The sequence below is a fragment of the Burkholderia sp. AU4i genome (assembly GCF_000466765.1).
GTDB lineage: Bacteria > Pseudomonadota > Gammaproteobacteria > Burkholderiales > Burkholderiaceae > Burkholderia > Burkholderia cepacia.
The window spans coordinates 1-9,559 of the sequence record NZ_ASSI01000191.1; the positions used below are offsets into that span (position 1 = coordinate 1).

The window sequence follows — 9,559 nt, forward strand, 5'->3', positions numbered from 1 at the left end:
CGCGCTCGGCGTGCCGGCCCGGCTGATCGCGCCGCGCCTGCTCGGCGACTACGGATCGGGGCCGTTCGCCGTGCCGCCGCTGCCGATCCGCTTCCACGACGGCGGCGCCGTGAACCGCCCCGATCCGCGCGAAGGCGAGTGGTTCCTGTCCCAATACCGGCGCTGGGGCATGCTCGACGGTTCGCACGACGACGCGGCGATCGCCCGCGCGATCGCGCAAACCGCGTTGTATGATGCTGCCGTCGCCGAAAGCGGCGCACCGGGCCCGTCGCGGGCGTGAGGCGCGCCGCGTGATGCAGGCGGCGCGCGCTCCCGCGCCACGCCTGCCCGGGCCGCCTGTCGGCGCCGGGCGCGCGGTTCCCGGGGCGTCGCATGACCACTCCGTCCCCGATCCGATTCGATGCCGAAACCCACGCGCGCGCCGCTCGACGTGCTGCTCACTGAAATCCGCGCGTGCCGTGCCTGCGAAGCCGACCTGCCGCTCGGCCCGCGCCCGGTCGTGCGTGCCCATCGCGACGCGCGCATCCTGATCGTCGGGCAGGCGCCGGGCGCACGCGTCCATGCGAGCGGCATCCCGTGGGACGATGCGAGCGGCAAGCGGCTGCGCGGCTGGCTCGACGTCGACGCCGACACGTTCTACGACGAAACCCGCTTCGCGATCGTGCCGATGGGCTTCTGCTACCCGGGCCGCGGCACGAGCGGCGACAACCCGCCGCGCCCCGAATGCGCGCCGCTGTGGATAGACCGGCTGCTCGCCGGGTTGCCGTCGATCCGGCTCACGCTGCTGATCGGCCAGTATGCGCAGCGGCACTTCCTGCGCGACGCGCGCAAGGCCACGCTGACGGACACCGTACATGCGTGGCGCGACTACGGCCCCGGCGTGCTGCCGCTGCCGCATCCGTCGCCGCGCAACCAGGCGTGGTTCAAGCACCATCCGTGGTTCGACGCCGACGTCGTGCCCGAGCTGCGACGCCGGATCGCGCCGCTGGTCGCCCGGTAAACGAAATCACCGCCGTGTCGCGACGCTTCGCGACACCCCGTCATCTGTATCGAATCAAGCATGAACGACACCCCTACCGACCTCGACTTTGCCTGCAACGGCTGCGGCGGATGCTGCCGCGACCTGCGCATTCCGCTGACGATCGACGAGGCCACCGCATGGCTACAGCGCGGCGGCCACGTGGAGCTGCTGTGCGACGCGATGCCGTGGCTCGTCGAGCCCGAGCCCGACAACGCGTTCGCCGCGTACAAACGCGCACGCTCGAGCGCCGCGCTCAGCGGCTCGCTGCCCGTCCGCGTGACGGTCATGCTCACGGCGTCCCATGCGGGGCCGTGCCCGAACCTGCGCGACGACCTGCGATGCGCGATCTACGACGAGCGCCCGCTCGTGTGCCGGATCTACCCGGCCGAAGTGAATCCGTTCGTACCGCTGGTACCGGCCGGCAAGCAATGCACGCCCGACGCGTGGCAGCAGGCGCCGTTCGTCCGCGGCGGCACGATCGTCGACGCGGCCACCCGCGAGAACATCGCGCGCTCGCGTGCGGCGAGCGAAGCCGAAACGCCGCTGCGGGCACGGTTGTGCGAGAGGCTGGGGATCGAGACGGCGGCCGTGGCCAACGAAGGGTTCGCGATCCACGCGCCGCCGGCCGCCACGCTGCTCGCCGCGCTGACGGATTTGCGCGCGTCGGCACCGGCCGACGCCGACGACACCGTCGCGTGGACGCTGATCTCGAACCGCGCGACGACGGTGGACGCGCTCGCATCGGTCGGCGCGGCGAGCCAGCGCGCCGGCGAAGGCGGCCCGCACGCCCGTTATCTCGGCTTCCACCCGGACGAATGACCGTCGCGCGGCACGCCGCGAGCGACACCGGGCAACGCCGCACGGCCGCGCGGATCGCCGACGCGCCCGGTTCGCTGTACCATCGCGGCTCAACCGCGTCACGACCAGCAGAATCCTTCATGCCCTCCACCGCCCCGCCGCGCCTGTACGGGATGCCCGAACGCAGCGACCGGCTCGACTTCTACATCCGCGACCAGGCGTCGCGCCAGGCGATCACCGAGCCGCACCGGCACGCGTATTTCCAGATCCAGTTCAATCTCGGCGGCGACACCGAGCAGCGGATCGGTGGCGTCACGCGGCCGTTTCCGCGCGGCGCGCTCGCGTTCGTGCTGCCGCACCGCGAGCACCTGATCCCGCATCCGGAAGGCGCGCACTTCATCGTGATCAACTTCAGCCAGGCGTTCCTGCGCGCCGATCTCGACGTCGACCCGCTCGACCTGGAGGACGTGCCCGCCCACCGCTTTCCCGAGCTGACGCCGTTCCGCTTCCAGGAACACCTCGACTTCATCCTGACCGGCGACACCTACGACGAAGCGCGCCGCCTCGCGCTGTGCATGCTCGACACCGATCGCGTGCGCACGTTCGGCTCGACCACGTTGCTGCGCGGCTACCTGCTGCAGTTGATCGGGCTCGTCTGCACGCAGTACGCGGGCGCGCTCGACAAGCTCGCGCAGCGCGGCGCCCAGCGCGCCGGCCGGCGCGATGCGCTCGCGCGCGTGCTGCGGCACGTCCGCGCCAACCTCACCCGCGAGGACCTGACGCTCGCCGCGACCGCCGAAGCCGCGTTCCTGTCGCCCAACTACCTCGCGCACCTGGTCCGCAAGGAAACCGGCAGCACCTTCACCGATCTCGTGACGGAGCGCCGGATCGCGCTCGCGCAGTCGCTGCTGGCTCACACGAGCCGGCGCATCGCGGACATCGCCCGCTCGGTCGGCTTCCGCGACGAAGGGTATTTCGCGCGGCGCTTCCGCGCGCGGGTTGGCGTGTCGCCGAAGGCGTACCGCGACGCGAACGCCGCGCTGCCGGACGGCGACGACACGCCGGCAGCACCCGACGCGTAGTTTTGTCCCGGTAAAACGCAGTTGCGTCGCATCCGGCCGCACGGGCGTCGGGTATCGTTGCACGCATGCCGGCCCGTGCGCCGCACGGGCGCGGCATCCGTCTTCCCACCGAACGAGGCCATCCGATGTCCGCCTATGTCATCGACGCTGCCGAGCGTCCTTCCGTCGAAGTCGACCAGTCGTCCGCGCGCTTTCCGGTGCGCCGCGTCTTCTGCGTCGGCCGCAACTACGCCGACCACGCGCGCGAAATGGGCGCCGATCCCGACCGCGAACCGCCGTTCTTCTTCACGAAGCCGGGCGACGCGATCGTCCCGGCCAGCGGCACCGTCCCCTATCCGCCGCTGACGAACGACCTCCATCACGAAATCGAGCTGGTCGTCGCGATCGGCAAGGACGGGCGGTCGATCGACCCGGCCGACGCGCTGTCGCACGTATGGGGCTACGGCGTCGGCGTCGACCTCACGCGCCGCGACCTGCAGGCCGAAGCGAAGAAACTGAGCCGTCCGTGGGACTGGGCGAAAGGCTTCGACGCGTCGGGCCCCGTAACCGCGTTGCGCGCGGCCTCGGCCACCGGTCATCCGGCCAAGGGCCGCATCTGGCTCGCGGTCAACGGCGACACGCGCCAGCAAGGCGACCTGGCCGACATGATCTGGGCCGTGCCCGATGTCATCGCGTACGTGTCGCGCTCGGTCGAGTTGAAGGTCGGCGATTTGATCTTCACCGGCACGCCGGCCGGCGTCGGCGCGCTGCAACCCGGTGACCGCGTGACGGGCGGCGTCGACGGCGTCGCGACGTTCGAGTTCGTGGTGGGCGCGAAGCCGTAAGCCATAAGCCGTACCGCAGCAAGCACGGCGGCCTCCCCACGGGGCCGCCGGGCAATATCCCGATTTCGGTCAGTCGTAGCGGCGCAGAAATGCGTCGGCGACGGCCGCCGGATTCAGCGCTTTCGCCGATTCGTTTTCCAGCGCTTCGGCCGCGTCGTCGTCGCTGATCGACACGAACAGCGTGATCGCCGCCCGTTCGTCGCCGGTGCCGAACAGGCCCTCGCGGTCGAGCAGGCGCAACGCACCGATCATGTCGGCGTGCAGTTGCCGCGAAAATTCCGGGAATCTCGACCGGACAAACTGCGGGCTCAGCACGTCGTCGGCGAGCTTGCCGCAGATCGCATTGAACGGCGACGCTTCCGCCGCCGCATACGCCCATTCCGAAAAGCCCCACGCATACCACGGGTCGTCGTCCGCGACAGCCTGCTGCTCGCGGACCCGGCGCAGCCCCTCGACCGAATTGGCTGCCGGCACCACCGTCATCGCGCCGCTGTCGGTATACAGCGCGAACGCGTAGAAATGCTCGTCCGGGTGCAGCGCCCGCAGCGCCCTGAATGTCGCTCTCGCGGCGTCGGCGATGTCTCGCTGGAAATCAGAAAAGTCGCTCATCGTTCCCTCGTCCAATCGACCTTCGCGCGCCGGAGCATGCTCGGCGCGCGGCGGGTTCGTCGTCTCCCGATATGCGATCGATTGTCCGCCCATCGCCCGCGGGACGGTAGCGGTACCCGCACCCATGTCCGCACCGATGCCCGCACCGATACCCGCGCCCATGCCCGCACCGATGCCCGATTCGGCGCGGCGATACCGCGTACTCGCGTTCACCGCCCGGCGTCCCGTGCGTCGAACACCCGCACGCAGACGGCCGCCGCCAGTGCGATCGCGGCCGACAGCAGCATCATCGCCAGCGGCGCATAGCCCGCGTTGCCGGGCGTCAGTACCGCCCCCGTCAACGATGAAAGCGCGACGCCGCCGGCGATCGTCATCGCACCGGCCAGCCCCGACGCGCTCCCGGCCAGCGCCGGGCGCACCGACACCGCGCCGGCATGGGCACCGGGATTCGTCAGCCCGTTGCCGATGCCGACCAGCACGCACGGCCCGAACCACGCGATCGCATGCGTCGCGCCGCCGAACATCGACGCGAGGCCGATCAACGGTCCCGCGCATGCAACGATCCGCCCGCACAGGATCGTCGTGGCCAGCGCGAAGCGGCGCGCGTAACGCGCGGCCAGGAAGCTGCCGCACACGAAGCCGGCCGTGATGGTCCCCATGTAGAAGCCGATTTCCGCGGGCGGGATGCCGAACACCGTTTGCGCGGCCAGCGGCGCGCCGGCCAGGAACGCGTAGAACGAGCCGGTCGAAAACGCCATGCACAGCGCGTAGGCCCAGAAACGGCGCGCGCGCAGCAGCGCCGGATACGCGCGCAGCTGCTGCCCGAGGCTCGACGACCGGTTCGCGTGGGTTTCGACGAAATCGAACCCACACCAGACGAACAGCGCAATGCCCGCCGCGCCGAGCAGCCAGAAGCTCGCGCGCCAGCCCGCCGTCTGGTCGAGCGCGCCGCCGAGCGTCGGGCCGAGCATCGGTGCGAACGCGGCCGCCATCGCCGCATAGCCGATCCGGCTCGCCGCGTGCGCACCGCCGCCGGTATCCCTGATCGTCGCCATCGACACCGGATAGACCGACGTGATCGCCGCCTGCATCAGCCGGCATGCCAGAAACACCCGGATATCGGTCGCCATCGCACAGCCGAGCGAGCCGAGCGCGAAGATGCCGACGCCCGCCAGCACGACCGGCCGCCGCCCGAACCGGTCCGACAGCGGCCCCATCACGCACTCCAGCGACGCGGCCACCGCCGCGTAACCGCCGAGCGACAGCGCGACGAGCGCATAGTCGGCGCGCAGGTCGCGCGCGATTGCCGGCAGCGACGGCAGGAACAGGCTCAGCGGCAGCACCGAGCACGCGCACAGCAGGATCAGCGTCGCGTGTCGCGGCGACGCCCGTTCGGAAGCGATCGGCAGGTTCGGTTGCAAGCGGATGTCCTCCGCGCACGTGCCGCACGGCCGTGCGCAATGCAAAAAAAAGCCCCCGAACGAGTCGGGGGCGCAGGGATGCCGGCGCGGTGCCGCTACCGGACCCTGCGCCTGTGTACGACTACGATGAAGGTTGCTGCTTTCATGCCGGATGGCTCCTGGTTGCCTGGCTGGCCTGGTGCGATGTCGGACGATGGTAGGCGGACGATACCGGCCGCGTCAACGCCCTAACGCGCCCGCACCGACACGAACTTCCGCGCGTTGTTGCGCTGGATCAGCACCGCGATCACGCTGCCGCCGTTCGCTTCGAGCGACTGCACGTCGTCCGGCGTCTCGAGCAGCGTGTCGTTGAGCTCCAGCACGACGTCGCCCGGCTGGATGCCCGCGTGGGCTGCCGGGCCGTGCACCGCGTCCACCATCATCCCGACCGCGAGCCCGGTCGAGCGGCGCTCGTCGTCGCTCAGCGCGTGCATCGTCAGCCCGAGGCGGTCGCCGCCGTCGCCCGCACTCGCTCCCGCCCCCGGCCCCGGGCCCGGTCGTGCGGCCGCCTTCGGCGCGGCCATGCCGACGGTCGTGCCCGCGTTGCCGGCGGCCTCGTCGGCGCCCGTGATCGTCAGCCTCACCGGCGCGCGATTGCGGATCACGCGCAGCGGCGTCTTCTGGCCGGGCGGCAGCGCGGCGGCCAGGTCGTTCAGCTCGGCCGAACGGCCGATCGACTTGTCGCCCAGCTTGACGATCACGTCGCCGGGCCTCACGCCGGCCGCGGCCGCCGGCGAGCCGGGCGCCACGCCGTTGACGAGCGCGCCCGCCGGACGCGGCAGCCCGAACGCCGCGGCCAGCCCGATGCCGACATCCTGCACGTCGACGCCAAGTGCGTTGCCGGACGACGGCTCGCCCGGCTCCTGGGACTGCTGCGCCTGCGCCTGCATCTGCTTCTGCAGTTGCGCACGCACCTTTGCGGCAAACGCGATCGGAATCGCGAACGTCATGCTCGCGTAGCGGTCGGTGCCCGTATACACCTGCACCGCGATGCCGATCACGTCGCCCGCGCGATTGAATACGGGGCCGCCCGAGTTGTCGGGGTTCGGGGCGATGTCGGTTTCGAAGAACGGAAACGCGCTGCCGTCCGGCAGCCGGTGCGACGTCGCGCTGACGATGCCGGCCGTGACCGTGTTGCCCGATCCGTCCGGCGCGCCGATCGTCATCACCGGTTCGCCCGCGCGTACCTTCGCCGAATCGCCGATGCGCACGAACGGCAGTTTCGTCGCGGTAACGCGCAGCACGGCGACGTCGCTTTGCGGATCGACGGCCAGCACGGTCGCCTTGAATTCGCGGCGGTCCGTGAGCCGCACGGTCACGTCGGTCGCATCGTCGACCACGTGCGCGGAGGTGAGGATCAGGCCGTCGGCGCTGACGATGAAACCCGAGCCGCTGCCCGATACCGCACGCGGCGCCGTGTCGGGCGCCGGCGTCTGCGGGCCCTGCGCGGGAGGCGGCGCGCCGCGCCGGAAGAATGCGGCGAGCGGATCGTCGGGATCGAGGATCGTGAACGACTGGACACCGGCCTGCTGGTCCGGTGCGGCGGTCGTGACGGTCACGACCGCCGGGCCGTAGCGGTCGACGATCGCCGGAAAATCGACCGGCATCGCATAAGGCGTCGCACCCGGCCTTTGCTTCGTCGCGGGTGGCGTGGCGGATGGCGACAGGGTTCCGGAAACGGCGGCCGGCGAAGGCAGCAAACAGCCGGCAAACACGCCCCCGATCAACGCGGTGCGAAGCACGGCGCGAGCAAGCGTCTGGCGAACCACGGTGCACCTCCCCCGGGCGTCGCGGCGCCGACATGCGCGAGACGCGCAGGCGCCTGACAAGCACCGGTACACGCATCCATTTATAGTCCACGCGGCCTGTTCGAACATACGAATCGAAACCCGTATGCCGGGCGGCACGGCAGGCGCGGAGCCGCGACGGCGTTCGTTTCGAACAAAGTGTGCGGTTCGTCAATCCGCACAAGTCCGATTGCCGTGCGCGGCGGTGAGCGGTGTGTGCTGGTATGCGGAGCCGAACCCGGCGGCTGCATCCGGTCGATGTACGAAGAACAGCCCGCTGACAGCTGTGAACTTGCTGCTGCCGACCGCCGAGAAGCGGTATCGAGTCAAAGGTTGGCGGCTTCCTTCATCTGACCGCCGCGCCGCCGGCTGAGGCAACGCGCACGCACGTCACGCCCCGCCCACCCGCTCCGCGATCGCCGACAGCATCCGCAACATCGGCTCGAACGCGTCGGCCGACGTATTGCCGAAACCGAGCACCAGCCCGTTGCCTGCCGATGCCGCATCGATCGAAAAGCCCGACAGCGGGAACGGCCCGATGCCGTGGGCGCGCGCCGCGTCGACGATCGCGCGATCGCGGTAACGCGCAGGCAGCCGCAGCGCAAGATGCAGCCCGCACGGCCCGCCCTCGATCTGGTGCGGCACGCTCAGGCTGCCGTCGAGCGCGGCGAGCAGCAACCGCCGCCGGTCGCGGTACAGCCGGCGCATGCGGCCGAGATGGCGGCCGTACTCGCCCGTCTCGATGAAATCCGCCAGCGCGAGCTGCACGTGGCGCGTGCCGCCGCGCAGCATCTCCGGCAGCACCGGCCGCACCGCGGCCAGCAGCGCGTCGGGCAGTACGAGAAAACCGATGCGCAGCGCCGGAAACATCGTCTTGCTGAACGAGCCGAGATAGACGACGGGCGAATCGTCCGCGAGCCCGTGCATCGCGCCGATCGGCTCGCCGGTGTGACGGAATTCGCTGTCGTAGTCGTCCTCGATGATCCACGCACGATGCCGGCGCGCGGCATCGATCAGCGCGAGCCGGCGCGAGATCGACAGCACGGCGCCGGTCGGGAACTGGTTCGACGGCGTCGTATAGACGAGGCGCGGCGTCCGCTCGCGCCAGTCGTCCGCGTCGACGCGCAGCCCTTCCGCGTCGACCGGCATCGGCACGACGTCGAGATCGGCCGCCTGCATCGCGGTGCGCGCGCCGCGATAGCCGGGCTCCTCGACCCACACCGTATCGCCCGGGTTCGTCAGCAGCTGCGCGCACAACGAGATCGCACCCTGTGCGCCCTCCGTGATCACGATCTGCTCGGGATCGCAGCGCACGCCGCGCGTCACGGCCAGGTGGCGCGCGATCGATTCGCGCAGCGCGCGCTCGCCGAGCGGATCGCCATAACCGAGCAGGTCGCGGCCGCTGCGGCGCAGCGCACGGTCGATCGCGTGGCGCCAAGCGTCCACCGGGAAATGCGTCAGCGCGGGCACGCCCGGCCGGAAACCCTCCGTTTCGCCGGTGCCGATGCGGCTCGGGCGAATGCGGCCGAGCCGCTGCGCGACGGCCGGCGGCGCGGCACGCCGGCGCGGCGGCGCCGGCCGCGACAACCCGACGACACGCGTGCCGCGGCGGTCGGACTGCAGGAAGCCTTCGGCGACGAGCTGCTCGTAGACGGCAGCCGTCGTGTTGCGCGACACGCCGAGCGTCTCGGCCAGCGCACGCGTGCCGGGCAGCCGCGTGCCGGCCGGCATCGCACCGCCGAGAATCGCATCGCGCACGCGGCGCAGCAACTGGCGCTGCAGCGAAGGCGCGCCCGGCGTGCGCGCCAGCGGCGCGTCGAGCGGCGCGTCGAGCGGCAGCAACGGCGCGTCGCCGGAAGGCAGGATTGTCGTCATCGGAACATCTCAGCGTGAAAATGTCGGAACGTGGCGGACGGCTAGTTGTGGACGGCCGGTCGCGGACGGCCAGCGGCGCACGGCTCTTGGCTCTTGGCTCTTG

Annotated in this window: 8 protein-coding genes and 1 pseudogene; 5 read left to right on the top strand and 4 right to left on the bottom strand. The window is 71.1% G+C overall.

Annotated elements, in window-relative coordinates; translation table 11 throughout:
* The 5 genes and pseudogenes from L810_RS34670 to L810_RS34690 all read left to right on the top strand — a co-directional run.
* Positions 1–280 (top strand): annotated as a pseudogene (locus L810_RS34670) (nitrate ABC transporter substrate-binding protein); the annotation flags it as partial.
* A 120-nt stretch (positions 281–400) separates the two neighbouring features.
* On the top strand, positions 401–1,000 hold the full coding sequence (locus tag L810_RS34675; protein WP_042977403.1) for a uracil-DNA glycosylase family protein: 600 nt from the start codon (positions 401–403) through the stop codon (positions 998–1,000).
* Between the two features lie 60 nt (positions 1,001–1,060).
* Positions 1,061–1,840 carry a YkgJ family cysteine cluster protein gene (locus tag L810_RS34680; RefSeq protein WP_021162837.1) on the top strand — a complete coding sequence of 260 codons (780 nt, stop codon included), beginning with the start codon at positions 1,061–1,063 and terminating at the stop codon, positions 1,838–1,840.
* Positions 1,841–1,959: 119 nt separating this feature from the next.
* Positions 1,960–2,901: a helix-turn-helix transcriptional regulator gene (locus L810_RS34685; protein WP_027791818.1), complete on the top strand. Its 942-nt coding sequence runs from the start codon at positions 1,960–1,962 to the stop codon at positions 2,899–2,901.
* A 125-nt stretch (positions 2,902–3,026) separates the two neighbouring features.
* The gene (locus L810_RS34690; protein ID WP_021162839.1) at positions 3,027–3,725 is read left to right on the top strand and encodes a fumarylacetoacetate hydrolase family protein; all 699 of its coding nucleotides are present in this window, start codon (positions 3,027–3,029) and stop codon (positions 3,723–3,725) included.
* A gap of 69 nt (positions 3,726–3,794) precedes the next feature.
* Here the strand turns inward: L810_RS34690 and L810_RS34695 are convergent, their stop codons facing one another.
* The 4 genes from L810_RS34695 to pdxR all read right to left on the bottom strand — a co-directional run bounded on the left by L810_RS34695 (position 3,795) and on the right by pdxR (position 9,456).
* Entirely contained in the window at positions 3,795–4,334 is a 540-nt protein-coding gene (locus L810_RS34695; protein ID WP_042977405.1) for a DUF4303 domain-containing protein, read from the bottom strand.
* A gap of 209 nt (positions 4,335–4,543) precedes the next feature.
* The gene (locus tag L810_RS34700) at positions 4,544–5,755 is read right to left on the bottom strand and encodes an MFS transporter (RefSeq protein ID WP_021162841.1); all 1,212 of its coding nucleotides are present in this window, start codon (positions 5,753–5,755) and stop codon (positions 4,544–4,546) included.
* 227 nt (positions 5,756–5,982) lie between these two features.
* Positions 5,983–7,563 carry a trypsin-like peptidase domain-containing protein gene (locus L810_RS34705; RefSeq protein ID WP_021162842.1) on the bottom strand — a complete coding sequence of 527 codons (1,581 nt, stop codon included), beginning with the start codon at positions 7,561–7,563 and terminating at the stop codon, positions 5,983–5,985.
* Between the two features lie 408 nt (positions 7,564–7,971).
* Positions 7,972–9,456 carry a MocR-like pyridoxine biosynthesis transcription factor PdxR gene (gene pdxR / locus L810_RS34710; protein ID WP_021162845.1) on the bottom strand — a complete coding sequence of 495 codons (1,485 nt, stop codon included), beginning with the start codon at positions 9,454–9,456 and terminating at the stop codon, positions 7,972–7,974.
* Positions 9,457–9,559: the final 103 nt, after the last annotated feature.

Coding starts and splice junctions, on each gene's coding strand:
- pdxR (WP_021162845.1), bottom strand. CDS start 9,456: ATGACGACAATCCTGCCTTCCGGCGACGCGCCGTTGCTGCCGCTCGAC.
- L810_RS34690 (WP_021162839.1), top strand. CDS start 3,027: ATGTCCGCCTATGTCATCGACGCTGCCGAGCGTCCTTCCGTCGAAGTC.
- L810_RS34675 (WP_042977403.1), top strand. CDS start 401: ATGCCGAAACCCACGCGCGCGCCGCTCGACGTGCTGCTCACTGAAATC.
- L810_RS34685 (WP_027791818.1), top strand. CDS start 1,960: ATGCCCTCCACCGCCCCGCCGCGCCTGTACGGGATGCCCGAACGCAGC.
- L810_RS34695 (WP_042977405.1), bottom strand. CDS start 4,334: ATGAGCGACTTTTCTGATTTCCAGCGAGACATCGCCGACGCCGCGAGA.
- L810_RS34680 (WP_021162837.1), top strand. CDS start 1,061: ATGAACGACACCCCTACCGACCTCGACTTTGCCTGCAACGGCTGCGGC.